Annotated in this window: 1 protein-coding gene; it reads left to right on the plus strand. The window is 51.1% G+C overall.

Annotated features, from left to right (window positions below; translation table 11 throughout):
- Positions 1-327, plus strand: a 327-nt coding sequence (locus CHK_RS04645; protein WP_046442875.1) for a bacterial Ig-like domain-containing protein, incomplete at both ends; no start/stop codon positions are given.

The raw sequence follows: 327 nt of genomic DNA on the forward strand, positions 1-327 counted from the left end.
GACGAAGACAATATACACGGTGGGTGATACCTTTGATGCTGCGGGACTGGAAGTAACCGCGCATTATACAAATGGCGGCGCGGATAAAGTGCTGACAAGCGGAGAGTATACGCTTTCCACGCCCGATATGGGTACGGCAGGAACGAAAACAATTACTGTAACGTATGGAGAGGACAGTGTAGAGAAAACGGCAGCGTTTGACATCACAGTGAATGCACCTGTGCCTGTTCTGGACAGCATCGAAGTGACGGCAGAGCCGACGAAGACGACGTATACGGTGGGTGATACGTTTGATGCTGCGGGATTGGAAATAACGGCACACTACAC

This window comes from Christensenella hongkongensis, assembly GCF_000981035.1.
Classification (GTDB): domain Bacteria; phylum Bacillota; class Clostridia; order Christensenellales; family Christensenellaceae; genus Christensenella; species Christensenella hongkongensis.